Origin of the sequence: Acinetobacter sp. A1-4-2 (assembly GCF_040233925.1) — a bacterium.
Classification (GTDB): Bacteria; Pseudomonadota; Gammaproteobacteria; order Pseudomonadales; family Moraxellaceae; genus Acinetobacter.
This window is the reverse complement of sequence record NZ_CP157981.1, coordinates 1,327,276-1,351,238: the sequence shown is the minus strand read 5'-3', so window position 1 is coordinate 1,351,238 and position 23,963 is coordinate 1,327,276. Positions and strand designations below refer to the sequence as shown.

The window sequence follows — 23,963 nt, the reverse complement described above, 5'->3', positions numbered from 1 at the left end:
AAGCGATGAATGCAATAAACAAGAGATTAAGTTGAAATAATTTTTAATTATCAATTTAGACTGATATCTGAGTAGTGAATAGCATTTAAAAATAACTTCATTATGACACCATCAAGCCTACTCAGACTTAACGGTGTCACAAGTGAAAATAAAAACTAGATCAAATATTTGAAATAACTATAGTTAGGATGATTTTCTACAAACACATAGTTTTGCTTTTGATAGAAATGCGCTGCATTTTTAGTATCTGTATTCAGGCACAATGCTGAAAAGTTGGCACGTGCCTCTTTTTCCAGCTGTTGTAACAGTTGCTTGCCCACACCATGCTTGCGGTATTTCGGTAATACATAAAAACGACGCACCCGCCCAATACGCGCATCAATTTCATTTTCATTCCACTGCTGGTTTAAACCGCCACAAGCCACAAGCTTGTCATCATCATAGCCCAACAGCAGAAATTCACCAGGTTGATCAAACCGGTTCTTGCCACTTTCGAACTCTTCAATCAATCGATCAACAAACTGAAATCCTTCTTTCTGTGCCTGCTTGGCTAATTCCTTGATTTGTTCAGGTAATTGCTCAGCTTTATCAATCGTGATATTCATCTAACCTTCCTTATTCTGTCCTATATAGTATTTTGAACGAATAAATTGACTCTATATTGAATTTTATTCATCAATCTACAGCAATCATGAGCATTGGTGTAAACTTAACGTTTTAATTTAAATGTGAATGAAAGACATGACAACTGTTGATCTTTTTGCAATTGGTAATGCATTAATCGACCAAGAATTTAAAGTCTCTGACGATTTCCTGATTCAACAAAATTTGCAAAAAGGCACTATGCAGTTGACTGATGGTGAAACGCAAGCAAATTTATATAATAATTTAAAAGAAACGCAAGTATACAAAGGTCAAGCATCAGGTGGATCTGCTGCAAATACCACCGTTGCATTTAGTGCTTTAGGCAGCACAGCCTTTTATGCTTGCCGCGTGGGTAACGACGAACTTGGTCAAATTTACCTGAAAGGCTTAAATGATGCCGGCATTCAAACTGCAGAACAATCCGTCAGTGAAGGTGTGACCGGAACCTGTATGGTTCTGGTGAGTCCAGATTCTGAACGTACCATGCAAACTTACCTTGGTATTACCGCTGAACTGAGTGAAGCACAAATCGATTTTGAACCCTTAAAAACTGCAAAATGGCTGTATATTGAAGGTTATTTGTCCACTAGCAACACTGCAAGACAAGCGGTTAAACAAGCCCGTGAAATTGCAAAAGCACATGGGGTAAAAATTGCTTTGACCCTTTCTGACCCAGCAATGGTGCAATATGCGCGTCAAGGGCTAGATGAGCTTTTGGATGATGGTGTCGATTTATTGCTGTGTAATTATCATGAAGCTTTAATGTATACGGAAACTGATTCAATTGAAGCAGCATTGGCTAAATTGCAATTAAAAAGCAAATACACTGTCATTACATTATCAGCCGAAGGTGCTTTAATTTCCGATTCTGAGCAAACCCTGAAAGTTCCTGGTCGTAAGGTGACTGCGATAGATGCCAATGGCGCTGGTGATGCCTTTGCAGGTGCGTTCCTGTATGCACTCAATGCAGGTTTAAGCCTTAAAGTGGCTGCTGAATTATCAATCTTGATTTCAAGTGAAGTGGTTTCACAATTTGGACCACGCCTGAGTGTAGAAAGTTATGCAGAATTATTAAATAACTTCCACAAGGAATGCGCATAATGATTAAAATTGCCATGATGGAAGAGATTCCTGAACGTGAAGCACGTTCATACGAAACGCCAAATGGTGACACGATTTTCATTACCCAGCGTGATGGTTCATTCCATGCCTATCAGAATCTCTGCCCTCACTTACAGGTCGAACTGGAATTTCTGGAAAACCAGTTTTTAGACCGTGATCAGGAATATATTGAATGCTCCACTCATGGAGCCCTGTTTCTGGTTGAAACCGGTGAATGTATTTCTGGTCCCTGCTTAGGACAATCACTTGAAAAAGTAAAGATTAATGTGCATTCTGATGGTGGAATTTACCTGAAAGAAGAATAAAACTTATGGAATTTGCCATGCTAGAGTTTCTACAAAACTATAACTTAATCCCGTTTCATTTAAGTTTACTGGCTTTAATTTTACTCAGCATGGCAGAAACCATTGGCTATTACTTTAATATTCGTCCGACTGAGTTTCTAAAAACCCTTTATCCAAAGAAACTTACCGACTCCCCTCTACTCAATGTCAAATTCTCCAAAACACTGATTGTGGTGTTTTTACTGATGAACTTCAGTTTCGCAGGCTATTTTCTGCAACTTTGTGTATTTGCACAGCAGAAGGCATTCTTGCCTGCTTATTATCTGATGATCCCGGCACTGATCATTGCGGTGTTTTTCACTGTATTTATGATTCATTGTCTTGACCAGGTCATCAAGCCAACGCTTACTAAACAACAGGTCAGTCTGCTGGGACGTTTGGCGACCATTTCCAGTGGCAATGCGCGTCCGGGATTTTCCGCACAAGCACGGGTACGGGACAGTTTTGGTCAATTACATTACGTCCAGGTCGAGCCTGAATTTGGCGAACTGGAATTCCAATCGCAGATTATTTTAATCCGCCTCAAAAAGTCCCACTATATTGCTAAAAAAATTTCCAAATCCAATAATTTATTTAGTATGGAAAATTCACAAGAATCTTGCCTTACCCTACCATCAAATTGAACATTAAATCATTAGAATGCACTCATAACGACTGACTCTCTCCTCCTACTGTTAAAATTTGCAAGGATAAAAGTCCATACATTACCAGCGAAATTTATTCCAGTTTTCAGGGTTTGCCCAGAATTTGGAGTTAAACCAGTCAGGCACATGCTTATACGTTAAAATATTGAATTGCCACAATGCAAAATCGCTATCATGACGGGTTTTATCAATGAGCTGGGTAAAGCCCAAAGCGCGCAATAATTTTTCATCTTGCAACCGGCTCACCACAACAATTCTTTTTGCCATCAGGTCTCGCAATCTCACTAACAGCTGAGACTTCTGCACATCAGAAAGTACAGCCAGCTCTTGTGAATCCATCACTACAAAACCCAGATCATATCGCCGGGTAAAAGGCAGATTTAAAAACTCAGTTACGTTAAAATAGTGCCATTGAATTGATTGATTATTGTCGTATTGCGCAAGATTTTGACCAATACATAATGCAGTTTGGATAGGCTGTTCGTTGGATAAATCGTCTAGCATTGAAGTGATGACATTTTGTTCAGCCATAACTGCATCCTTATTATTGAAGAGAGTATTTTGTATGGAACTACAAGGCATTTGCCATAAAATGCATGCAGGCCTCAAGGACCTTAGTGTAACTGATCGACATACACACAAGGCAAATGTTGAATATAAATTTATTCTAGATCGTTCAGAAGTTGATCTACCATTCAATTTAGCCCAAGAAATTGAGATTGAATGGACAGGTAATATCTATTGTGTATCTTGTGGTAGTAAAACCAGCAAATCCTTTTCGCAGGGTCATTGCTTTAAATGTTTCAAAACCAAAGCGTCTTGTGACATGTGTATTATGAAACCGGAAACCTGTCATTATCACCTCGGGACTTGCCGTGAAGACAGCTTTGCCAAAGAGGTCTGTTTCCAGCCCCATATTGTTTATCTGGCCAATTCAAGCGCATTAAAAGTCGGCATTACCCGTCTTGGACAAATGCCAACGCGCTGGCTGGATCAGGGTGCAACACAGGCATTACCCATTATGAAAGTTGGTTCGCGCCGTCTCTCAGGCCAACTGGAAATTATGTTTGGAACACAGGTGGCGGACAAAACCGATTGGCGTAAACTGCTCAAAGGCGAAGCTGAACCGCTCAATTTAATTGAAGTCCGTGAACAGCTACTGGAAGAATTTGCACCGAAAATTCAGACCATTCGTGATGAATTTAATCAGAATCTCGAGTTCAATGAAACGATTGAAATCATGGAAGATGAGCTGCCACGCGAGTTTGTCTATCCAGTCGAGCAATATCCTGAAAAAATCAAGTCGCATAATCTGGATAAAACACCGATTATTCGTGGCAAATTACTGGGCATTAAAGGACAATATCTAATCTTGGATACCGGTGTCATTAATATCCGCAAATATTCAGGCTATGAACTAAAAATCCGTGCTGAATAAGTTTGAATTCAACCATAAAAAAACCTGCATTAACGCAGGTTTTTTATTTCACTTAAGGTTACTTAATCTTCGCATGTGATTTTAGATATTGCGTGTAATCATCCAGTTCCTGCTGACCGCGAAGCTGTTGATACAGCTTGGACAATTCACCCAATTGTTCATTGGTTAAGGCATTCGACGTGGTCTTGTTCACATTTGACACAGCCACTACCACCAACTCATCTGGCAATGAAGCAGTTGTCACTGACCACATGCCTGCTTTCGGTGCCGGAACACTGAATGCCGCACGTTCAATCTCACGTTTCAAGCCTTGAGAACGTGCAAATACACCGGCACTTTCAAAAGCAATCTGACTTTGTGCCAAAGCGCTAGCAGCCGGTTGCGATTTAAAGTTATTCAATGCTGTCTGGATTTTCGCTTTAGCTGCATCAACTGCTTTTTGTTCAATCAGTTTGGCTTTTACACGTGGCGTTGCTTCAGCCAAAGTCTGTACTCCAGCTGCATGATAGTTACGCACTTTCACCCAAACGGTATTACCATTTGCCATTTGAATGCTGCTAGAAGCATTGCGATCACCATTTTTCACATCATCATTAAACAGCTTAACTTTGACATTGGCATCACTCAGTACAGGATGCTGTGTAGAGAGGGTCATACCTTTCACAGATTGAACTGTCACACCCTTAACTTCCTGAGCCACCACATCCAGCGCATCACTACCTACAACCAACTCATTCAGGCTATTTACAGCATCTGAAAATGAATTCGCAGTTTTGTTCTTTTGCAACTCTGCTAACAGGCGTGGTTTTTCAGTTTCAAATGAAGGTAACTTCAAAGCGGCTGCTTCTGTTTCAATTAAATGATAACCATACTGGGTTTTAACCGGTGCTGAAACTTGTGCTGGTTTTAAAGAAGCAACAGTTAGATCGAATGCATCACCAAACACACCTTTGGCATAAGCTTCTACCACACCACCCTTGGTCTTCGATTCAGTATCATCAGAATACTGTGCCGCTGCTTGGGCAAAAGACATACCTGCTTTAATTTTCGCAGCGACTTCAGTGGCCAATTTTTTCGCTTCAGCATCTGAACGCGTATCTACGGTAATTAAAATATGTTTTACCAATGGCTGAGCATTTTTCTTTTGTGCATCAACAAATGCACTATAAGCTTGCTGCAATTCAGCATCTGTCACTTGAGTATTCGCTGGTGCAACATTGGCTGGTGTGAGCACAACATAATCAACGTCCACACTAGCTACCTGCTTAAATGCATTTTGATGCTTGTTGTAGTAAGCAGCAATATCTTGAGGTGTGACTTTGATATTTTTCTTGTATTCATCCAGTTTAATGCTGGCAAGATGCAAGGTGCGTTGTTCAGTTTGCAAATTAGCAATTTGTTGAATATCAAGCTTGCTCACCAATGCATAATCCATAAATGTTGACGTCACCATTTTTAAGGCATGGTCTTTACGCAAGTTTGCAATCAGAGCCTGACTGGTCATACCCACTGAACGTAAATAGTTTGAATATAAGGCTTCAGAAAACTTACCGCTTTCCTGAAAGCTCGGTTGCTGGGCAATCATTTGTTCAATTTGTGCATCACTCAAAGAAATACCCAACTCTTCCGCTTGTTGTAATAACAAGGTACGAGCAATCAGACTCTCCATCGCCTTATTTTCGATAAAAGATTGATTCAGTAAAGTTTCGTCACCATTGACATAAGCCAGGTATTGTTCTTTAAATGTTTTGCTCAGCGATTCTAATTCTTTTTTAGAAATTTCTTGGCCATTGACCAATTTTGCCGTGTCTTCAGATTTTCCACCGCTAAAATATCCTTCAATACCTACAAGTGCTAAAGGGGTCAAAAACAAAATGAGCAAAGCTTTGCCCAACCAACCTTTAATAACTTTACGAAAAGATTCCATAAGTATTCCAATATTTTATTTGTGGGCGATTTTACCCGAAAACCTGCTTTGAATGAATGCGTTCAGACTGTAAATCGGCATTATTAATAAAAAACGCGCCATATAGGGCGCGTTGATAGGCTTTCAAAAAGATTAAGCTACAGAATCTTTTAAACCTTTACCTGCTTTAAAGCTTGGTACTTTGCTTGCTTTAATTTCTAAAGCTGCACCAGTTTGCGGGTTACGACCTGTACGTGCCGCACGTTCTTTGACGTTAAATGTACCAAAACCAACAAGTGTAACAGTATCACCAGATTTAAGTGCTTCAGTAATTGAAGCAATAGTTGCATCTAAGGCTTTACCTGCATCAGTCTTAGACAATCCCCCTTTCTCTGCAATTGCATCGATTAATTCTGATTTATTCATGAAGATTACGTCCTCTTAATATCGTTTATTTAAGGTCTAAGGATTCCATAACACCTTTATATCAATGCTTTGGGGCAAAACGCAATACTCTGAATAGGCTTTTCTACAAAATAATTGCGAAAAAAATTGTTGAAAAATGCAGAAAAAGCCAAAAAGTTTCATTTTTTTAATATTTGTGCCTTGAGTATTTTATTTTCTTCAATAAGACAATCGACCTTGTTATGTAATTGTAATATGAGACTTTCTAAATGTTGAATATCTTTTACGGTGACCAAACCAATTCTGTTTAAAGAATGGTTAACACTATGGTCGAGCAATTTTTCCACCTTATCTTTGGTATCATTGACCGATTCTTTGGCTTTTCCCGAGACTTTTTCTACGGTTTGATCGGCAATTTCAGTGGTCTTAGATTCCAGCTCCTCCCCCACCTTGACTAAAGAGTCAAAGAGTTTGTTTCCTTCCTCTTCTGCACGTGAAAAAGCACCCAAACCCGCAAGCCATATTTGTTGAGTATATTTACGAAAATCCAGACCCGACTTACGACCTGAACGTAATTTATTCTTTGTTTTATCAGGATTTTCATTTTTTAGTTGATCAATCTCTTGATCTGTTTTTGATTTATCCATACCCGCCATCTCCTAGCCTATTTTCTATACAACTTGAATATAATTACTCAAAAAATACAGCTATAATAGCAAATTAAATACTTGATCGATTTGCTAAACTGTTCTACAAAGCAAGATTAATATATTTGTTATAAGTCCTGAAACACATTTTCGAGCATAGGATGCTCCTTTCAGGTAAGGATTAAGTTTTATGAGTGAATCGCAACAAGGTCAGAATCAACCGCATTTGTTGCTCACAATGACCATGATTGTTTTAGAAACAATCTTTACCTTCATCTTAAAACATGATCGGGTCGTTGGCTTGCAGGCTAAAAAATTTATAGACCAAAAAATCACCATTAAAATTAACAGCTATTTGCCTTATTTCGATTTTTATGTTGTTTTCACTGAACAAGGCATACTCTTTGACAGCAAAGCTCCCGAGAAAGTAGTCGATCTGGATATCCGCACTACCCTCATGGATTTAATTAAAGTATTTGTCTTTGCCAATCGCCGCAGTATTAAAAAAATGCGTATTGATGGTGACAGCACCTTAAAAGATGAGTTTCGAGATTTAAGCTTGCTGTTCAGCTTTCCAAAAGTTTTATCCGACTGGAAACAGTGGCTCAGCCAACCCGCTGATGAACAGGAAGTTATTTCTTCCAAAAAGCGTATTGCTCCCCTATTGGAAAAAATTGACCAGCAACGTTCAAAGATCAATACCTTAGAGGTAGAAGTCAAACAATATAAGAATCGCATTCGACGTATGCAACAAAAACAAAAAAGAGTGAATGTCACTTTTAGTCTAATTATCGTGCTATTAGTTGCGTTATTAGTATATAATTACTGGATTGTATAAACATATAATTTTCCTATAAAACAAAATAATTTAAAGACCAATAAAAAAACTTGACTATTTTAGTCAGGATTCATAAAATCAATTCATCTAGTCTTAATATGTGTATCGAATCATGCGTCTTACTACTCGCGGTCGTTACGCAGTGACTGCTCTACTTGATTTAGCTTTGCAGCCAACTGAACAAACGATTACGCTTGCTGAAATTGCAGCTCGTCAAAGTATTTCTGTTGCTTATCTTGAGCAGTTATTTGCGAAATTAAAGCGCCACGGCTTAGTTTCTAGTGTTCGTGGGGCCAACGGTGGTTATCACCTGGCTCGTAGCGCTGAAGAAATCACAGTATTAGAAATTATTGAAGCTGTAAATGAAGCAGTTGATGCAACACGTTGTGATCATAAAGGTAATTGCCAGAATGGTGCAATGTGCTTGACTCATGATTTATGGCAAGAACTCTCCCACCACATTGCCGATTATTTAGCAAAAATCACCCTTGCTGACCTGGTCGCACGAGATAACGTTCAAACCGTTTCCATTCGCCAAAATACAGCATCATTTGATTCAGCCCTTTTATCGGTTACAGGTATTTGACATGAAACGTCCGATTTATCTTGATTATGCAGCAACCACTCCTGTAGACCCTCAAGTTGCAGAACGCATGATGGAGTGCTTAACTTTCGACGGTACTTTCGGTAATGCTGCATCTCGTTCTCATGCTTACGGTTGGCAGGCTGAAGAAAAAGTAGAATATGCACGTGAACAAGTTGCGAACTTGGTCAAAGCAGATCCACGCGAGATTGTTTGGACTTCAGGTGCCACAGAATCTGATAACCTGGCACTCAAAGGTGTGGCTCAGTTTTACGCGTCTAAAGGCAAACACATCATCACCAGTAAAATTGAACACAAAGCAATTTTAGATACTTGCCGTGAATTAGAAGAAGAAGGTTTTGAAATCACCTATCTTGAGCCACAACCACAAACAGGTTTAATTACCCCTGAAATGGTTGAAGCCGCTATTCGTCCAGATACCATTCTTGTTTCCCTGATGATGGTCAACAACGAAATTGGTACCATCACTGACATTGCAGCTATCGGTGAAATTACCCGTGCCAAGAAAATTTTCTTCCACGTTGATGCGGCTCAAGCTGCAGGTAAAGTAGAGATTGATCTTTCAACTTTAAAAGTTGATTTAATGAGTTTCTCTGCTCACAAAATTTATGGCCCTAAAGGTATCGGTGCGTTATTCGTTCGTCGCTCACCACGTGTACGCCTTAAAGCACAAATGCATGGTGGCGGTCATGAACGCGGTATGCGTTCAGGTACACTTGCAACCCACCAAATCGTAGGTATGGGTGAAGCGTTTGAACTTGCAGGCAAAAATCTGGAAGCTGAACAAGCCCGTTTACGTATCCTCCGTGATAAATTATGGAACGGTTTACAAGGTCTGGAACAAGTATTCTTAAACGGTCATCCTACTTACAACGTTGCAAACTATCTGAATGTCAGCTTTAACTTTGTTGAAGGCGAATCATTGATGATGGCATTGAAAGATGCAGCTGTATCTTCTGGTTCAGCATGTACTTCTGCAACGCTTGAACCGTCTTACGTACTTCGTGCGCTCGGTCTTTCTGACGAACTTGCTCACAGTTCAATCCGTTTCAGCTTCGGTAAATACACTACTGAAGAAGATATCGATCACGTTCTTGAAATCACTAAAGCTGCTGTTGAGAAATTACGTGAACTTTCTCCGCTTTGGGATATGTATAAAGAAGGTATCGACCTTTCCACTGTTGAATGGGCTGAACACTGATTCATGATCTGGAGATAGCTTTAAAATTTAAAGCTATCTCATTGATAAACGTAATTTCACCCCCATATTAATCTTAAGGCTGACCCCGAGGTTTGGAGAAGCATCATGGCTTATAGCGAAAAAGTAATTGATCATTACGAAAACCCTCGTAATGTTGGCGTCTTAGACAAAAATGCTGAAAATGTTGGTACAGGTATGGTAGGTGCACCGGCTTGTGGTGATGTAATGCGTCTTCAGATTCAGGTGAATGATGACGGTGTGATTGAAGAAGCACGCTTTAAAACTTATGGTTGTGGTTCTGCGATTGCATCTAGCTCGCTAGTAACTGAATGGCTAAAAGGTAAAACCCTGGATGAAGCTCAGGCGATCAAAAATATTGATATTGCAACTGAACTAGCTTTACCTCCAGTAAAAGTACACTGTTCTGTACTGGCTGAAGATGCGATTAAAGCTGCTGTTGAAGACTATCGCAGCAAAAAAACAAAAGCTTAAGTGTTTCAAGTTTTTGATCAAAGATTAACGGAGTTTTCATGATCCATTTAACTGAAAATGCTGCAACTCATATCAGCAATTACCTAAAGAATCGTGGTAAGGGTGAAGGCATTCGCGTTGGTGTGAAAACTTCAGGCTGCTCTGGTTTGGCTTATGTACTCGAATTTGTCGATGAAGTCGATACCCATGACCAAATGTTTGAGCAGTTTGGTGTTAAAGTTTTTGTTGATCCTAAAAGCCTAGTTTATCTTGAAGGCATGGAGATGGACTACGTGAAAAACGGTCTCAATGAAGGCTTCGAATTTAACAACCCGAATAAAAAAGGCGAATGTGGCTGTGGTGAATCTTTCACCGTTTAACCACCCCACGCTCTCTCTTTTGATGATTAAAACAGTGTAAAATGCACTGTTTTAATTACATTTATAGCAGTCACTTTTGCATATCTATCGCGGATACAATCTCCCATGAATCATTTTGAGCTGTTCAACCTCCCTGTAGCACTCGATATTGATTTGGCAGCGTTAAAAACTGAATTTTTAAAGTTGCAGCAACAATATCATCCTGATAAAGCCGAAGACAAAGATCAAGCGCTGATTAAATCGAGCGAGATCAACCAAGCATTTAAGGCTTTATCCAATGTTGATAGCCGCGCTGCTTATCTCTTGAGTCTTAAAAAACAAGATTATCATCTGGATCAATCGATTGGGGATTTCGAGTTTTTACAGTCTGCACTGGAAATTCGTGAACAGCTGGATGAAGCTGCATCAGCTGACGAACTGACTTCATTAAAGCATGAAGTTCAGCAATGGATTGACGGTTTAGTCCGTGAATTCAAAATCGACTATGAAGATGAAGACTGGGGCGAAGCTCGCGATACCGTTCGCAAATTGCGTTTCTTTGTTAAAGTCATGGCTGACATCGACAAGGCTGAAGATCGTTTTCTGGATGATGACAGCTTTGATTTAGATGATGATTTTTAATTCGCTTTAATTTTATTTTTTAATTTTTAGTTCTAAGGATGTAACACAATGGCTCTCTTGCAAATTGCAGAACCCGGTCAATCAAGTGCACCGCATGAACACCGCATTGCAATTGGTATCGACTTAGGTACTACGCATTCATTGGTTGCCACAGTACTTTCCGGTAAAGCTAAAGTTCTGAACGACGAACAAGGTCGCGTGTTACTTCCGTCCATTGTTCACTATAGCCATAACACCACCCATTATGGTGATCAAGCTAAGCCTTTTATTACCACAGATCCTAAAAATACCATTGTCTCCGTGAAACGTTTTATGGGACGTTCCAAAGCAGACATCAAATTCCAGCACCCTTACAATTTGGTGGGTGAAAACAATCAGATGCCTGCTTTTGAAACTGCACAAGGCCGTAAAACCCCTGTCGAGATTTCAGCAGAAATTTTGAAACAGTTAAAAGACCGTGCTGAAGACAGTTTAAAAAATGAAGTGAATGGTGCTGTAATCACTGTTCCAGCCTATTTTGATGAGGCACAACGTCAGGCAACACGTGATGCTGCCCAACTGGCCGGTTTAAATGTTTTACGTCTACTCAATGAGCCTACTGCTGCGGCTGTGGCTTATGGCCTAGACCAAGAAACCAATCTCGCTCACGATCAAAATTATGTGATTTATGACCTGGGTGGTGGTACTTTTGACGTATCTATCCTGCGTTTCTCGCAAGGTGTATTCGAAGTTTTAGCGACTGGCGGACATACTGCTTTAGGTGGTGATGACCTGGATCGCCTGATTGTAAAATGGGCTAAAAAACAACTGAATATTGAAACCTTAGATGATGCCGAATATGCACATTTTATTGTTTCTGCACGTAAAGCCAAAGAAGCCTTGTCAGATGCCGAGTCAGTTGAACTGAAAGTTTTAGATCAGGCTCTGACTTTAGACCGTGCTACATTTGAAGACATCATTAAAGTTGCTTTAGACAAAACCATCAGCGTATGTAAACGCGTGATGCGTGATGCCAAACTTGAGCTAGATGACATTAAAAATGTCGTGCTTGTAGGTGGTTCTACCCGCTCTTATGCGGTGCAAAAGGCTGTTCGTGAAGTCTTCAATCAGGAACCACTATGCACCATCAACCCGGACGAGGTGGTCGCAATTGGTGCCTCTATTACAGCAAATCAGCTGATTGGCAACTCTAAAGATGGCTCATTGTTATTAGACGTGACTCCACTCTCACTGGGTCTGGAAACCATGGGGGGGTTAGTGGAGCGCTTAATTTCGCGTAATACAGCCATTCCAGTCGCGCGTCGTCAGGAATTCACTACTTATCAGGATGGCCAGACCGCCATGTTGATTCATGTGGTACAAGGTGAACGTGATCTGGTGGAACACTGCCGTAGTTTGGGTCGCTTTGTCTTGCATGGCATTCCGCCAATGACTGCCGGTCAGGCACGTATTGAAGTGACTTTCCAGGTTGATGCCGATGGCCTGTTAACTGTTGCTGCCAAGGAAACCACGTCTGGTGTACATGCACAAATCGACATTAAACCTTCTTATGGTTTATCGGATGCCGATACCGAACGCTTACTGATTGATGGCTTCAAATATGCGGAAGAAGATAAACATCTTCGTCATTTGCAAGAAACCAAGGTTGAAGCAAAACGTGAACTGGAAGCACTGGAACAAGCCCTGAAAGTGGATGCACAGCTATTAACTGCTGAACAGTTAGCATCGTTAAATCAAGCCAAAGCTCAACTTGAGGCTCAACTCGAAACCGCCGATATCAAAGCGATTGAACAAGCTGTAGAACAGCTTAAAATACACAGTGATGCTTTTGCTGCTGCACGCATGAACCAACATATTGATGCAGCGCTAAAAGGCACTAAACTTGATGACTGGTCAAACTCGGACCAATAAACAGGAAAAAATTATGCCACGTATTAAAGTTCTTCCACATGCGCAAATTTGCCCTAATGGTGCCGAGTTCGAAGTTGAACAGGATGCCAACCTGTGCGAAAGCCTGTTAAAAAACGGTATCAAGATTGAACATGCATGTGATATGTCTTGTGCTTGTACCACCTGTCATGTGGTAGTTCGCAAAGGTTTTGACAGCCTCGAAGAAATGACAGATGTAGAAGCAGATTTACTAGATCGTGCCTGGGGTCTGGAACCGGATTCACGCCTTTCATGCCAAGTGAAAATTGTCGATGAAGATTTGGAAGTCGAAATTCCTAAATACACCATCAACCACGCCTCAGAAAATCATTAAGATTTTCGCTCATAAAAAACCACGCAATCGCGTGGTTTTTTATCTGTAAACATCATCTCAATCATGATTTTTAGTGGTACTGCTCGTTTTTCTCATCTTCAATCACATCTTCCAGATTGAGTCGAACAATACCTTCTGAGTTGGTCAATTTTTGCTGTTTTTGAATCCGCTTAATCATCTTTTCCAAAACTTGGATCAACTCTGGATATTCATAATTTTGAACCTCATCCAGATTCAGCAACAAATGGAAACCCTTGTACTCATAATCAAACCAGCGCTGATAATCCAATTTACGCGAGGTATATTTTTCCATAACTTGCCAGGTCTTTACCGGACCGTGAATCCCTTTAAGCGTAATAGGTTTTTTCGGCGCACATAAATAGTCATTTTTAATTAAATTATAGGTTTCATCTGAAATCAGGATTTCATCGACTGCTGCCGCACTTTGCAGTCGTGCTGCCAGATTGGCATCACGTCCAACAATGGTATATGCCATACGATGTGCTGCGCCATAGTTGCCTACGTGACAGTAACCAGTACTAATTCCCATACGGATATGCAAAGCCGGATAGCCCATCTTGATCCAGCGTTCACGCAGCAGTTTCATTTGCTGACGCATATCAATTGCCATATCCAGACAAGTTTTGGCATCTTGTTCCACCCCTTGCGAGATTGGATCACCAAAGAAAATCAGGATGGCATCCCCCATAAACTTGTCGACAGTCGCTTCGTACTGCTTGGCAATTTCAGTCATATGACTTAAATAGTCATTGAGCAGAAAGGCCAAATCATCAGGAATTAATGTTTCTGAAAGTTCGGTAAAACCTTGAATATCCGAAAAGAAAATGGTCATTTTCTTACGTTTGTATTCAATTTTGGCTTCCGATTCTCCCTTCATGATCGATTGCCACAACTGTACAGGTGCATATCGGCTCAGCTGATTTGCGAACTCCATATAACGATTCATTTGATCGTAATAATAGGTTCGACGATTACTGATATGTTGAATCTGGCTGCTTTGATAGAAACTGCCCACACCAAAAAAAGTAATTAAACAGATAAAACCTAAAACGGTTAACTCACCAGTGGTTTGTTCAAAATACTCACCAAAACCAAAAATCAGAATATTACACAGATAAAAATTTGCGATTCCAATCAGGCTTGCCAATGACACAGCTAAAAAAGAAATCTTATTGGTAATTGCGGTATATAAAATGACAAACAGTGAAATGAAAGTCAGAACCAGGTTTAAATGAATAGCAGATAAAATAACCGAAATAACAACTACATCGGTAATAAACAAGACACTGCGTTTTATATTGGAATTATAACGATACTGCAGCCAGGTCGATAATCTCGGCGTAATCAGAAAAATGAACAACAGGAAAAAAGGAATATAAATCTGGTATTGGGTGTCAGAAGCCGTGTAATGGTAGACAGTAACGAGTAAAGACAACATCATATATCCCATCAAACGATGGAAATATTCAAATTGTCTGGGTTCTTTTCTAATCCAGTCGTCTAATGACACTCAATCACTCCTGATTCGAGTCTTGACACCATAAATTCCATACTATGGCTTTCAATGGCTTGGAATTAATCCATACGCCAGTCAAATGGCATATCACCCTGACCACGCAATGCGAGCATCAAGGTTTGACGCATATGTGCAAGAACTTCATTGGTATAAGGAATAGCTGGAGTACCCCATACTGGTTTTGGCCAAGCCACGTCATTTTGATAGCGCACGACATGATGAAAATGCAATTGTGGAACCATATTCCCAAGAGCGGCCACATTCATTTTGTCTGCGCGGAATACGCGTGCAAGCTGACTCGATAACCAGCTCGATTCACGCAGGAACTGTTCCTGGTCAGCCTGACTTAATTCATATAATTCGCTCACGCCCGGCACGCGTGGAATTAATATGAGCCACGGAAATTGCATATCATTCATTAAACGACATGTTGACAGTGGAAAGTCGCCTACAAAAAAAGTATCTTGAGCAAGTTGTGGATGCAAACTAAACATATCTTTATAAATTATGCAAAATTAGAATGATGGCTAATACTATCACATCCAATGGGGCGTGAATATTCTATGCAATGTGTTTCATTACAAATAAACCACTATTTGCAATCAATGCATGAACATTCACGAATTTAATAAATTTCTTTAAAAAATCAAGCGCTTCATCTCACGATTTTTTAAAATCTGCACAAATTGCAAAGCGAGTGCATAAATCTTATGCACTCCCTGTCAAATCAATGAATTTCTTTCAATAAACTGTCCAATAAATCGATAATAAACTGGATACGTTTTTGATAATCTTCCAGCATGACCATGACTTTCAGGCGTTGCCCGCCATCCATGCGGAAAAAGGTCGGATGTTTTTGCATCATTTGAATAATACTGATGGCCTGTACTGGTGTTTCTGGTGAAAATTCAATATGACCACCGTTAGCACTGATATCAATTTTGGTAATGCCCAGCTGCTCCGCTTTCAAACGAATCTGATGCACAGCAAATAACTGCTTCACTGGCTGCGGTGGCACACCAAACCGGTCAATCAGCTCTATACGGATATTATCGAGTTTTTCCTGAGTATCGGTATTACTGATGCGTTTATAGAACAATAGGCGCTGATGCACATCTCCCAGATATTCATCTGGGATCAAGGCTGGCATATGCAGGTTGATTTCAGCAATGAGGGACAATGGTGCATCAAAATTCGGGGTTTTGCCTTTTTGGATGGCTTTAGTAGCCTTTTCCAGCATTTCCATATACAGGCTATAACCAATCGCTTGCATGGAGCCACTTTGTTGCTCACCTAAAAGCTCGCCCGCTCCACGGATTTCCAAATCTTCCGTCGCCAGCATGAAACCGGCCCCTAAATTCGATGCGCGCTGAATCGCATCCAGACGCTTTTCAGCATCTCCCTTTAACCCCTTGATTGAAGGTACCAGCAAGTAGGCATAAGCTTGATGGTGTGAACGTCCGACACGGCCCCGTAATTGGTGCAACTGGGCAAGTCCCAGCTTATCAGCGCGTTCAATTAAAATGGTATTGGCATTGGGAACGTCAATCCCGGTTTCAATAATGGTTGAACAGACCAGCACATTGTATTCTTTATGATAGAACTGCTGCATCACCTGCTCCAGTTCACGTTCCCGCATTTGGCCATGAGCAACCGCCACCCGGGCCTCAGGCACCAGTTCACGAATATTTTCAGCAGTGCGCTCAATGGTATCCACTTCATTATGCAGGAAATATACCTGTCCACCGCGCAGCAATTCACGCAAAATTGCTTCTTTAATGGATTCACTGGTCTGTTCCTGTACAAAGGTTTTCACAGCCAGACGACGTGCAGGCGGTGTAGCGATAATCGAAAGGTCGCGCATCCCGCTAAAGGCCATATTTAAAGTTCGTGGAATTGGCGTCGCGGTGAGAGTCAGCATATCAACATCTGCACGCATGGCTTTAATACGTTCTTTATCACGTACCCCAAAACGATGCTCTTCATCGACAATCATCAGGCCCAGATTTTTAAACTGGATATTCTGCTGCAAAATTTTATGCGTACCAATCACAATATCGACTTTACCGTCAGCCAGGTCTTCAATGGTTTTACTATGTGATTTACTTGAACCAAACCGTGACAGCACTTCAATACGGATCGGCCAGTCAGCAAAACGGTCTTTAAACGATTCATAATGCTGCTGTGCCAGCAAGGTGGTGGGAACCAAAACAGCCACCTGCTTGTTGTTCTGTACCGCAACAAATGCTGCCCGCATCGCCACTTCAGTTTTACCAAAACCGACATCACCACACACTAGACGATCCATCGGTTTGGCCAGCTGCATGTCGTGCAAAGTTGCTTCAATGGCATTGGCCTGATCCAAGGTTTCTTCATAGGCAAAGCCGCTGGCAAACTGCATATATGGACTTTGTTCCAGTTCAAAGCTAAAACCGGGTTTAGAGTGACGGCGTGCCTGAATATGCAGCAGTTCAGCAGCAACATCATGAATTTGCTCCAGCGCTTTACGTTTTGCCTTGCTCCAGGCATCGGTGCCCAGTTTATGCAAGGGGGCCAAGTCCGGATCGCCGCCGCTATAACGGCTGATTAAATGCAGATTGGTGACCGGAACATAGACCTTGGCAGCATCAGCATAATCCAGCTGTAAAAATTCATGTTCCTGGTCGTCAATACTTAAAGTGACCAGGCCAGCATAACGTCCGACCCCATGATCGATATGCACCACAGGTGCACCAATACTCAGTTCAGTTAAACTGCGAATCAGGAATTCTTCGGATACTTCTTGCTGACGCTTGCGGCGGCGCTGCACCACCCGATGTTCATAGAGCTGGTTTTCCGAGATGATGGTAAGCTGATCAGGAATGACCAGACCCCGATCCAGAGGTGCACTGGTAATGGCTATAGCATGTAAAGAGCTTGTGAATTGTGCATAATTTTCAACATTGGGGATATCTCCCAGCGCTGGACGCAAGGCATCCTTGAGTGTTTCACGACGGCCAGCACTTTCAGCCACCAGCAGGACCGGATGATTGGCAGCATCAATATATTTTTTAACCGCAGAAAACGGTTTTTCCTGTTTTGGATCTACCGGTAAGCGCGGTGGAGTTTCCGTATTGAAATTAATCACACCGCTTTTTTCAGCGAATGTTTCTGTTGAGGCAATAATTCTGGCGAACTGGTTCAACTGCTCCAACACCTGATTCGGCTGCAAAAAGATGTCTTCTGGCGGCAAAATAGGCTGCTCGACATTATGACGGCGGTCTTCATAACGATGCAGCACATCTTTCCAGAAACTGGTTAACCCTTCCTCCAGCTGCTTATCTGTAATGACAATGCCATTCTTAGGTAAGTACGCCATAAGGGTACTTTGCGTTTGCATCGCTTCTTTACTAAAGAATAAGGGGAAATAAAACTCCAGTCCTGGTGAGGCAATACCTTCTAATGCATCTTGATAGATTGGATTTTTCTTCGGATTTGCTGTGGGAAATTTTTCCGCATAACGGTCACGGAAAGTGGCGCGTCCTTCTTTAAGCGGAAACTCCTTGGCAGGTAATACAGAAAACTGTTGTAGCGTTTGGGTTGTTCTTTGAGTTTCAGGATCAAAAAACTTTAAGCTTTCAATTTCATCATCAAACAGATCAATACGAATGGGTGCACTTTGACCGGACGCGTAAATATCCATAATGCTGCCACGCACAGCAAATTCACCATGATCATAAACGGTATCGACCAGATGATAACCGGCCTGGATTAAACGCAGTTTCTGTTGTTCCAGTTCAAATTTCTGTCCCACTTGAATATCAAAATGTTCACCCAATACCCATGAAGCCGGTGCAACACGCTGTGCCAAAGTTGATGCAGATAAAAGCAGCACGCCCTGCTTCGGCATATTGGATAAAATGGAAAGCCGCTCTGACACAATATCCTGATGGGGAGATAAACGGTCATAAGGCAAAATTTCCCAATCCGGGAAAATAGTCGGCTTGATCCCATAAAATTCCAGTTCACTTTCCAACTGTCCCAAATGCTGATTATTTTTGGCCACTAGAATAAATAATTGCTTGCTTTGTGTGGCAATTTCTTTGAACAGTAAAGCGGCAGATGAGCCTTGTAAATTACCGACCCAGCGTTTTTCGCCTGCTTTTAACTGTTGCAGATGGAGTTGAGAAATTTCTTGTTGGAACATGTATATAGCTTTTGGTCTAAATGACATGGACGGTATATTAACATGGGTTTTTTCTTGGTTGAGTTATTTTTATATACAGCAAATGATCGCATCTAAATCCATTTAGATGCAGAGCACATAAGTCTTTGTCCAATTATTTTTCGCGCAGGAAATTACGATAGTAATCATTTAGTTTCTGAATGATCTGCTTGAACTGTAACAGGTTTTCTTCAGTATTACCCAAACGTGCAACAAAACGTTGACTGGCAATTTCCAGATCAATTTTTTCATTAATCAGAATGGCAGTAAAATACAGGGTTTTTAAATCATCAAAGTTGTTCAATTTGCGATTGGAAAAATAAGCCAAACGTTCAGACAGCTGATTGACCACGATTCCGTCGACAATATAGCCCTGTTCTGGATCAAACTGGATATTGTTTTCTTGAAGATACAGCTGTTCAGGAGAAGGTTTTGAACTTTTAAGCAGTCCTGAACCTGTAAATAGTCCGGCAAGTTTATTCAGCATGAGCATGACATATAGAAAAAATCCCAGCTATTTTAACCCTGAGCTGCATTATCTTCATCCCTATTTTTTCATAAAAAAGATCGCTGTTTAAATTGCGACCTTTTTTATTCGAATCATCATTAAATTTTTGTAGCCAGCAATTAGCCGACCTGTGCCAAAGGTTCATGCTGTAAGCTTACTTCTGAAACCAGATTACTAAAAGCAAAAATTTCATCTAGCTGTGCTTGAGTCAGTAATTCCCTTTCCAAAACCACCTGCTGAATAGTTTTATTTTCAGCAATGCACTGTTTCCCAATTTCATCACATTTGGCATGTCCTAAAATCGGATCCAGCAAAGTGACAATGCCGACACTGCGCATTACAGCGTCATAACAGACCTGCTCATTGGCCTGAATACCTTGAATACATTTACGGTCAAGACTGACCACCGCCTGGGTGAGAAGGTCAATCGACTCATTAATTGCAACAGCAATCACCGGTTCCATGACATTGAGTTGTAATTGCCCGGCTTCTGCTGCCAGAGTCACAGTTAAATCATTACCAATGACTTTATAGGCAATCTGGTTCACTACTTCAGGAATCACAGGGTTAATCTTGGCTGGCATAATCGATGAACCCGCCTGTAATTCGGGTAAACGAATTTCACCCAGTCCGGCACGCGGTCCCGAACTTAATAGGCGTAAATCATTACAAATTTTTGAAAGTTTCACCGCCAGACGTTTAAGCGTACTGGATAAAATAATAAATACCCCGCAATCGCTGGTGGCTTCGACATAATCTTCTGCACCAACCAGATTCAAGCCGGTAATTTTGTTTAAGGATTGAATCGCTGCATGGGCATAACCTTTAGGGGTATTCACTCCTGTTCCAATAGCTGTGGCCCCCAGATTCACTTCCAGTAAAAGCTCACGGGTACGTTGAATCAGACGTATATCTTCCTTTAACAAGGTTGCAAATGCACGAAACTCTTGCCCCAAAGTCATCGGTACGGCATCTTGCAGCTGGGTACGTCCCATTTTTACCACAAATTGAAACTCTGTCGCCTTGATATATAAGCTATCAACTATTTTTTGAATCTGAAGCAACAAATTGTCCAGACTATAATAAGTCGCTAAACGTAAGGCTGTAGGATAGACATCATTGGTGGATTGCGATTTATTTACATGATCATTCGGATGAATGTGTTCATATTGCCCCTTATGAAAACCCAAATGCTCCAAGGCAATATTGGCCAACACTTCATTGGTGTTCATATTAATGGAAGTTCCTGCACCCCCCTGATAAATATCTAAAGGAAAAGCTTCACTCCATTGTTCAGGTGCTTCGATCAATACATTACAGGCAAATTGTATGGCCTGACTAACCTGTTCTGAAATTTTGCCAAATTCTAAATTGGCTTGGGCAGAGGCTTTTTTAACTTGTGCCAAAGCACGGATAAAGTGAAGCTGACTTCCCACCTTCTGATTAGAAATCTGGAAATTCTCCAGAGCCCTTACCGTATGAATGCCATAATAACACTCGGCGGGAACTTCTTTTGCTCCCAATAAATCACGCTCTATTCTTGTATTGTCGGGTTGAACTGTTGTCACTTTAAATATACTCACATGTATGCACTAGAATTGTGCAATTGAAAAAATATTAATGCTTTACGCTATTTTAAATATTGTAAAAAGATATTTATTTGGCAATGCTCTTTAACCAAATACATGGACTCTGTAGCGAATGTAAGCATTTGTAACTACCTTAGCGCTTCCAATTTTCATCCTTAAAAAATCAGGCGCAAAAATTTTTGAGCGTTATTTCTAATTCACAGTAGATAATTATTCGCACAAGATGAATGACATTAAGTTACACAATTATAAGTTATTTATTTTATTAAATTTTTATCAATTGTATCTAAAAATACATTCCGCTACATAACACGTGATTAAATCCCTTAGAAATGTTACAGAAAGTAATTTCAATTTTATGATTGAATCAGCGCCTGAGTGAACCTGCACAAAAAATCATCTTGGAAAGATGTTATTCATAAGGACATAAGGATGCGCCCATGAGTCAACTTAACCCCACCCTCATCACATTTATTTTTTATATTATTGCCATGGTTGGTATAGGACTGTATGCCTATAAATCCACCTCCGACTTTTCAGATTACATTCTCGGAGGACGCAGTCTGGGCAGCGTGGTCACCGCCCTTTCTGCAGGGGCTTCCGATATGAGTGGCTGGTTGCTCATGGGTTTACCCGGTGCGATCTATCTTTCAGGTTTGTCGGAAGCCTGGATTGCGATTGGCCTGATTATTGGCGCATGGCTAAACTGGCTGTTAGTCGCTGGTCGCTTACGTGTCCATACCGAAGTGCAAAACAATGCATTAACCCTGCCGGACTATTTCACCAGTCGTTTTGGTGACCGTAAACGTGTGTTACGGATGATCTCGGCTCTGGTAATTCTGGTATTTTTCTCCATTTACTGTGCGTCAGGCATGGTGGCAGGTGCACGACTATTCGAAAGTATTTTTGGCATATCTTACACGACAGCGCTCTGGATCAGTGCAATCGCCACCATCAGCTATGTATGCATTGGTGGTTTTCTAGCAATTAGCTGGACCGATACCTTTCAAGCAGGACTGATGATTTTCGCGCTGCTGCTTACACCGATTATGGCTTACATGGCCATCGGTGATCATAGCCAGCAGTTGGTCACAGTGATTGAAACAGCTCGTCCGCATGCCACCAATATGCTTTCAGGATTAAGTACCGTCGCCATTTTATCATCTATGGCTTGGGGCTTAGGCTATTTTGGACAGCCACATATTCTGGTGCGTTTTATGGCAGCAGATTCGGTCAAGACCATTCCGGCGGCACGTCGTATTGGCATGAGCTGGATGATTCTATGTTTAGGGGGTGCAGTCGGTGCCGGTTTCATTGGCATTGCTTACTTCCAGCAGCATGCAGAACTTGCCGGCGTGGTTTCCCAGAATCCTGAAACCATTTTTATGGAACTGACCAAAATCCTGTTTAATCCCTGGATTGCTGGCGTGATTTTGGCGGCAATTTTAGCGGCTGTGATGAGCACCCTGAGCTGTCAGCTTTTGGTCTGCTCCAGTACCCTAACGGAAGATTTGTATAAAGCGTTCTTACGCAAAAATGCTTCGCAAAAAGAACTGGTCTGGGTTGGACGCTTGATGGTACTGGCAATTGCAGTGCTTGCCATTATTCTGGCAAGCAATCCAAACAGTAAGGTTCTAGGTCTGGTTGCCTATGCCTGGGCCGGTTTCGGTGCTGCATTTGGCCCGCTGATTATCCTGTCCTTGTTCTGGAAACGCATGACCTTAAACGGCGCGATTATGGGAATTATTGTCGGTGCGGTAACCGTTATTTTATGGAAAAACACCATGGCCAGTACTGGTTTATATGAAATTATTCCCGGTTTTATTCTGTCATTTGTGAGCATTGTCGTGGTCAGCCTATTAGAAAAAGCTCCGTCACACGAAGTACTTCAGCGTTTCGAGCAGGCAGACGAATTGTACAAGAAAGAAATGGCAGAACTGCAAAAGGGGCTACCCGCCCAATCTGAGAATGCAGGATAAAGCTTTGAGGATATTTTCTTTCACCAGATAAACTTCAAGGGGCATTAAGCCCCTTATTTTATTTTTATCCTTTGTTTTTCAGATAAATTTTAGAACTTTCCTTAATCACTTCCATCACCGGATAACTTCGTGTCTCTTTAATTCCGGGAAGACGCCACAGGACCTGCCCTGAAATTTTCCGAAATTCTTCCATATTGGCACAGCGGATTTTCACAACAAAATCAAATCCGCCACTGATCATATGACATTCCACAATTTCAGGATATTGCATGATCGCATCAGAAAATTCCTCCAAAACATTGGGGGTAGTTTTATCCAGTAAAATCTCGACAAACACCACGAAACTGGCATTGAGCATGTCAGGATTCAGCTTGGCTTCATAGCCCAGAATAAACCCATCCTTGGTCAGTTTCTGTACCCTTGCCAAAGCCGCGGTCGGGGATAAATTTACTGCTTCGGCCAGTTTTATATTCGAAATCCGGCCATCATTTTGCAGAATATCTAAAATTTTGATATCTGTTCGGTCCAGGGTAAAAATCGGGCTGTGCATCAGAATTATTCTCTAAAATAAACCAAAATTATAGTGAGTTATTCAGCATTCTTTCTGTAATCATAAA

24 protein-coding genes are annotated in these 23,963 nt (G+C 41.2%); 13 read left to right on the top strand and 11 right to left on the bottom strand.

What is annotated here, in order from left to right; translation table 11 throughout:
• Nucleotides 1-155 precede the first annotated feature (155 nt).
• Nucleotides 156-605 (bottom strand): GNAT family N-acetyltransferase, encoded by a 450-nt coding sequence (locus ABJ384_RS06710; protein ID WP_086196340.1) that lies wholly within the window; start codon nucleotides 603-605, stop codon nucleotides 156-158.
• A 136-nt stretch (nucleotides 606-741) separates the two neighbouring features.
• On the opposite strand from ABJ384_RS06710, the gene ABJ384_RS06705 reads away from it, so the two are divergent.
• Genes ABJ384_RS06705 through ABJ384_RS06695 form a run of 3 tightly spaced genes read left to right on the top strand, consistent with a single transcriptional unit; the run spans nucleotide 742 to nucleotide 2,734 of the window.
• Nucleotides 742-1,746, top strand: coding sequence for an adenosine kinase (locus ABJ384_RS06705; protein ID WP_349929581.1), 1,005 nt, complete (start codon nucleotides 742-744; stop codon nucleotides 1,744-1,746).
• A 14-nt stretch (nucleotides 1,747-1,760) separates the two neighbouring features.
• The gene (locus ABJ384_RS06700) at nucleotides 1,761-2,072 is read left to right on the top strand and encodes a Rieske (2Fe-2S) protein (RefSeq protein WP_349929714.1); all 312 of its coding nucleotides are present in this window, start codon (nucleotides 1,761-1,763) and stop codon (nucleotides 2,070-2,072) included.
• 17 nt (nucleotides 2,073-2,089) lie between these two features.
• On the top strand, nucleotides 2,090-2,734 hold the full coding sequence (locus ABJ384_RS06695) for an OB-fold-containig protein (RefSeq protein WP_349929580.1): 645 nt from the start codon (nucleotides 2,090-2,092) through the stop codon (nucleotides 2,732-2,734).
• 81 nt (nucleotides 2,735-2,815) lie between these two features.
• Here the strand turns inward: ABJ384_RS06695 and ABJ384_RS06690 are convergent, their stop codons facing one another.
• On the bottom strand, nucleotides 2,816-3,286 hold the full coding sequence (locus ABJ384_RS06690; protein ID WP_180043327.1) for a DUF6231 family protein: 471 nt from the start codon (nucleotides 3,284-3,286) through the stop codon (nucleotides 2,816-2,818).
• A 34-nt stretch (nucleotides 3,287-3,320) separates the two neighbouring features.
• On the opposite strand from ABJ384_RS06690, the gene ABJ384_RS06685 reads away from it, so the two are divergent.
• Complete coding sequence (locus ABJ384_RS06685; RefSeq protein ID WP_349929579.1) at nucleotides 3,321-4,193, top strand: DUF2797 domain-containing protein; 873 nt, start codon at nucleotides 3,321-3,323, stop codon at nucleotides 4,191-4,193.
• Between the two features lie 58 nt (nucleotides 4,194-4,251).
• On the opposite strand, the gene ABJ384_RS06680 is transcribed toward ABJ384_RS06685, so the two are convergent.
• From ABJ384_RS06680 to ABJ384_RS06670, 3 genes are all read right to left on the bottom strand, one after another.
• Nucleotides 4,252-6,120: a SurA N-terminal domain-containing protein gene (locus tag ABJ384_RS06680; protein WP_349929578.1), complete on the bottom strand. Its 1,869-nt coding sequence runs from the start codon at nucleotides 6,118-6,120 to the stop codon at nucleotides 4,252-4,254.
• 132 nt (nucleotides 6,121-6,252) lie between these two features.
• A complete protein-coding gene (locus ABJ384_RS06675; protein WP_004651791.1) occupies nucleotides 6,253-6,525 on the bottom strand; it encodes an HU family DNA-binding protein in 273 nt (90 codons plus the stop codon).
• Between the two features lie 158 nt (nucleotides 6,526-6,683).
• Entirely contained in the window at nucleotides 6,684-7,151 is a 468-nt protein-coding gene (locus tag ABJ384_RS06670) for a phasin family protein (RefSeq protein WP_349929577.1), read from the bottom strand.
• 190 nt (nucleotides 7,152-7,341) lie between these two features.
• Here ABJ384_RS06670 and ABJ384_RS06665 point away from each other — a divergent pair, with 190 nt between their 5' ends.
• From ABJ384_RS06665 to fdx, 8 genes are all read left to right on the top strand, one after another.
• Nucleotides 7,342-7,989, top strand: coding sequence for a hypothetical protein (locus ABJ384_RS06665; protein ID WP_349929576.1), 648 nt, complete (start codon nucleotides 7,342-7,344; stop codon nucleotides 7,987-7,989).
• 112 nt (nucleotides 7,990-8,101) lie between these two features.
• Nucleotides 8,102-8,575, top strand: coding sequence for an Rrf2 family transcriptional regulator (locus tag ABJ384_RS06660; RefSeq protein ID WP_086196347.1), 474 nt, complete (start codon nucleotides 8,102-8,104; stop codon nucleotides 8,573-8,575).
• Between the two features lies 1 nt (nucleotide 8,576).
• Nucleotides 8,577-9,794 carry an IscS subfamily cysteine desulfurase gene (locus ABJ384_RS06655; RefSeq protein WP_086196348.1) on the top strand — a complete coding sequence of 406 codons (1,218 nt, stop codon included), beginning with the start codon at nucleotides 8,577-8,579 and terminating at the stop codon, nucleotides 9,792-9,794.
• 105 nt (nucleotides 9,795-9,899) lie between these two features.
• Nucleotides 9,900-10,286 (top strand): Fe-S cluster assembly scaffold IscU, encoded by a 387-nt coding sequence (gene iscU / locus ABJ384_RS06650; protein ID WP_166168308.1) that lies wholly within the window; start codon nucleotides 9,900-9,902, stop codon nucleotides 10,284-10,286.
• Nucleotides 10,287-10,324: 38 nt separating this feature from the next.
• Nucleotides 10,325-10,645 carry an iron-sulfur cluster assembly protein IscA gene (iscA, locus tag ABJ384_RS06645; protein WP_086196349.1) on the top strand — a complete coding sequence of 107 codons (321 nt, stop codon included), beginning with the start codon at nucleotides 10,325-10,327 and terminating at the stop codon, nucleotides 10,643-10,645.
• Between the two features lie 105 nt (nucleotides 10,646-10,750).
• Nucleotides 10,751-11,266: a Fe-S protein assembly co-chaperone HscB gene (gene hscB, locus ABJ384_RS06640; RefSeq protein WP_166168305.1), complete on the top strand. Its 516-nt coding sequence runs from the start codon at nucleotides 10,751-10,753 to the stop codon at nucleotides 11,264-11,266.
• A 48-nt stretch (nucleotides 11,267-11,314) separates the two neighbouring features.
• On the top strand, nucleotides 11,315-13,177 hold the full coding sequence (gene hscA / locus ABJ384_RS06635; RefSeq protein WP_349929575.1) for a Fe-S protein assembly chaperone HscA: 1,863 nt from the start codon (nucleotides 11,315-11,317) through the stop codon (nucleotides 13,175-13,177).
• A 13-nt stretch (nucleotides 13,178-13,190) separates the two neighbouring features.
• Nucleotides 13,191-13,529 (top strand): ISC system 2Fe-2S type ferredoxin, encoded by a 339-nt coding sequence (gene fdx, locus ABJ384_RS06630; protein WP_086174266.1) that lies wholly within the window; start codon nucleotides 13,191-13,193, stop codon nucleotides 13,527-13,529.
• 70 nt (nucleotides 13,530-13,599) lie between these two features.
• Here fdx and ABJ384_RS06625 read toward each other — a convergent pair whose 3' ends face one another.
• The 5 genes from ABJ384_RS06625 to aspA all read right to left on the bottom strand — a co-directional run bounded on the left by ABJ384_RS06625 (nucleotide 13,600) and on the right by aspA (nucleotide 21,346).
• Nucleotides 13,600-15,060 carry an adenylate/guanylate cyclase domain-containing protein gene (locus ABJ384_RS06625; RefSeq protein ID WP_166168299.1) on the bottom strand — a complete coding sequence of 487 codons (1,461 nt, stop codon included), beginning with the start codon at nucleotides 15,058-15,060 and terminating at the stop codon, nucleotides 13,600-13,602.
• 65 nt (nucleotides 15,061-15,125) lie between these two features.
• On the bottom strand, nucleotides 15,126-15,560 hold the full coding sequence (locus ABJ384_RS06620; protein WP_086196353.1) for an HIT family protein: 435 nt from the start codon (nucleotides 15,558-15,560) through the stop codon (nucleotides 15,126-15,128).
• Between the two features lie 233 nt (nucleotides 15,561-15,793).
• Nucleotides 15,794-19,252: a transcription-repair coupling factor gene (gene mfd / locus ABJ384_RS06615; protein WP_349929574.1), complete on the bottom strand. Its 3,459-nt coding sequence runs from the start codon at nucleotides 19,250-19,252 to the stop codon at nucleotides 15,794-15,796.
• Between the two features lie 133 nt (nucleotides 19,253-19,385).
• Nucleotides 19,386-19,757, bottom strand: coding sequence for a hypothetical protein (locus tag ABJ384_RS06610; RefSeq protein WP_180043350.1), 372 nt, complete (start codon nucleotides 19,755-19,757; stop codon nucleotides 19,386-19,388).
• Between the two features lie 140 nt (nucleotides 19,758-19,897).
• The gene (gene aspA, locus ABJ384_RS06605) at nucleotides 19,898-21,346 is read right to left on the bottom strand and encodes an aspartate ammonia-lyase (protein ID WP_349929573.1); all 1,449 of its coding nucleotides are present in this window, start codon (nucleotides 21,344-21,346) and stop codon (nucleotides 19,898-19,900) included.
• Between the two features lie 461 nt (nucleotides 21,347-21,807).
• Here aspA and putP point away from each other — a divergent pair, with 461 nt between their 5' ends.
• A complete protein-coding gene (gene putP, locus ABJ384_RS06600; protein WP_349929572.1) occupies nucleotides 21,808-23,346 on the top strand; it encodes a sodium/proline symporter PutP in 1,539 nt (512 codons plus the stop codon).
• A gap of 64 nt (nucleotides 23,347-23,410) precedes the next feature.
• Here the strand turns inward: putP and ABJ384_RS06595 are convergent, their stop codons facing one another.
• Nucleotides 23,411-23,896 carry an Lrp/AsnC ligand binding domain-containing protein gene (locus ABJ384_RS06595; protein WP_200224640.1) on the bottom strand — a complete coding sequence of 162 codons (486 nt, stop codon included), beginning with the start codon at nucleotides 23,894-23,896 and terminating at the stop codon, nucleotides 23,411-23,413.
• Nucleotides 23,897-23,963 lie beyond the last annotated feature (67 nt).

What these genes read in the sequence shown, in the direction of transcription:
- ABJ384_RS06710 (WP_086196340.1), bottom strand. Translation starts at nt 605, where the DNA reads ATGAATATCACGATTGATAAAGCTGAGCAATTACCTGAACAAATCAAG.
- ABJ384_RS06705 (WP_349929581.1), top strand. Translation starts at nt 742, where the DNA reads ATGACAACTGTTGATCTTTTTGCAATTGGTAATGCATTAATCGACCAA.
- ABJ384_RS06700 (WP_349929714.1), top strand. Translation starts at nt 1,761, where the DNA reads ATGATGGAAGAGATTCCTGAACGTGAAGCACGTTCATACGAAACGCCA.
- ABJ384_RS06695 (WP_349929580.1), top strand. Translation starts at nt 2,090, where the DNA reads ATGCTAGAGTTTCTACAAAACTATAACTTAATCCCGTTTCATTTAAGT.
- ABJ384_RS06690 (WP_180043327.1), bottom strand. Translation starts at nt 3,286, where the DNA reads ATGGCTGAACAAAATGTCATCACTTCAATGCTAGACGATTTATCCAAC.
- ABJ384_RS06685 (WP_349929579.1), top strand. Translation starts at nt 3,321, where the DNA reads ATGGAACTACAAGGCATTTGCCATAAAATGCATGCAGGCCTCAAGGAC.
- ABJ384_RS06680 (WP_349929578.1), bottom strand. Translation starts at nt 6,120, where the DNA reads ATGGAATCTTTTCGTAAAGTTATTAAAGGTTGGTTGGGCAAAGCTTTG.
- ABJ384_RS06675 (WP_004651791.1), bottom strand. Translation starts at nt 6,525, where the DNA reads ATGAATAAATCAGAATTAATCGATGCAATTGCAGAGAAAGGGGGATTG.
- ABJ384_RS06670 (WP_349929577.1), bottom strand. Translation starts at nt 7,151, where the DNA reads ATGGATAAATCAAAAACAGATCAAGAGATTGATCAACTAAAAAATGAA.
- ABJ384_RS06665 (WP_349929576.1), top strand. Translation starts at nt 7,342, where the DNA reads ATGAGTGAATCGCAACAAGGTCAGAATCAACCGCATTTGTTGCTCACA.
- ABJ384_RS06660 (WP_086196347.1), top strand. Translation starts at nt 8,102, where the DNA reads ATGCGTCTTACTACTCGCGGTCGTTACGCAGTGACTGCTCTACTTGAT.
- ABJ384_RS06655 (WP_086196348.1), top strand. Translation starts at nt 8,577, where the DNA reads ATGAAACGTCCGATTTATCTTGATTATGCAGCAACCACTCCTGTAGAC.
- iscU (WP_166168308.1), top strand. Translation starts at nt 9,900, where the DNA reads ATGGCTTATAGCGAAAAAGTAATTGATCATTACGAAAACCCTCGTAAT.
- iscA (WP_086196349.1), top strand. Translation starts at nt 10,325, where the DNA reads ATGATCCATTTAACTGAAAATGCTGCAACTCATATCAGCAATTACCTA.
- hscB (WP_166168305.1), top strand. Translation starts at nt 10,751, where the DNA reads ATGAATCATTTTGAGCTGTTCAACCTCCCTGTAGCACTCGATATTGAT.
- hscA (WP_349929575.1), top strand. Translation starts at nt 11,315, where the DNA reads ATGGCTCTCTTGCAAATTGCAGAACCCGGTCAATCAAGTGCACCGCAT.
- fdx (WP_086174266.1), top strand. Translation starts at nt 13,191, where the DNA reads ATGCCACGTATTAAAGTTCTTCCACATGCGCAAATTTGCCCTAATGGT.
- ABJ384_RS06620 (WP_086196353.1), bottom strand. Translation starts at nt 15,560, where the DNA reads ATGTTTAGTTTGCATCCACAACTTGCTCAAGATACTTTTTTTGTAGGC.
- mfd (WP_349929574.1), bottom strand. Translation starts at nt 19,252, where the DNA reads ATGTTCCAACAAGAAATTTCTCAACTCCATCTGCAACAGTTAAAAGCA.
- ABJ384_RS06610 (WP_180043350.1), bottom strand. Translation starts at nt 19,757, where the DNA reads ATGCTGAATAAACTTGCCGGACTATTTACAGGTTCAGGACTGCTTAAA.
- putP (WP_349929572.1), top strand. Translation starts at nt 21,808, where the DNA reads ATGAGTCAACTTAACCCCACCCTCATCACATTTATTTTTTATATTATT.
- ABJ384_RS06595 (WP_200224640.1), bottom strand. Translation starts at nt 23,896, where the DNA reads ATGCACAGCCCGATTTTTACCCTGGACCGAACAGATATCAAAATTTTA.